Annotated in this window: 1 protein-coding gene; it reads left to right on the plus strand. The window is 47.2% G+C overall.

The genetic code is table 11. The features are described from left to right. The coding region (locus ACP45E_RS19015) for an aromatic amino acid lyase (protein ID WP_158008396.1) at positions 1-527 on the plus strand (527 nt) is incomplete at both ends.

Consider the following 527-nt stretch of genomic DNA (forward strand, 5'->3'; position numbering starts at 1 on the left):
GCGAGGCCATAGAGGTCAAATGGACGCGGCAGAAGCGTATCGTCATCTACTTGATGTTAACAGTGAGTTAGGTGATTCCCATACCGGTTGTGAAAAAGTGCAAGACCCTTATTCTTTGCGTTGCCAGCCTCAAGTCATGGGGGCTTGTCTACAACAGATGAGAAATGCTGCATCCATATTGGAAATTGAAGCAAACTCGGTATCGGATAATCCCCTTGTATTCGCTGAAGATGGCGACATTATTTCAGGCGGAAACTTCCATGCAGAACCGGTTGCAATGGCCGCAGATAATCTTGCGCTTGCCATCGCAGAGATTGGTAGCTTATCAGAAAGAAGAATGGCGCTGCTGATTGACAGTGCACTCAGCAAACTGCCTCCTTTCTTAGTCGATAATGGTGGGGTAAATTCAGGGTTTATGATTGCTCAAGTTACCGCGGCAGCACTAGCAAGTGAAAATAAATCCCTCGCTCATCCAGCGTCTGTTGACAGTTTACCGACCTCAGCAAACCAGGAAGACCATGTATCGA

It is taken from the genome of Vibrio genomosp. F10 str. 9ZD137 (genome assembly GCF_049974785.1).
Lineage (GTDB): Bacteria > Pseudomonadota > Gammaproteobacteria > Enterobacterales > Vibrionaceae > Vibrio.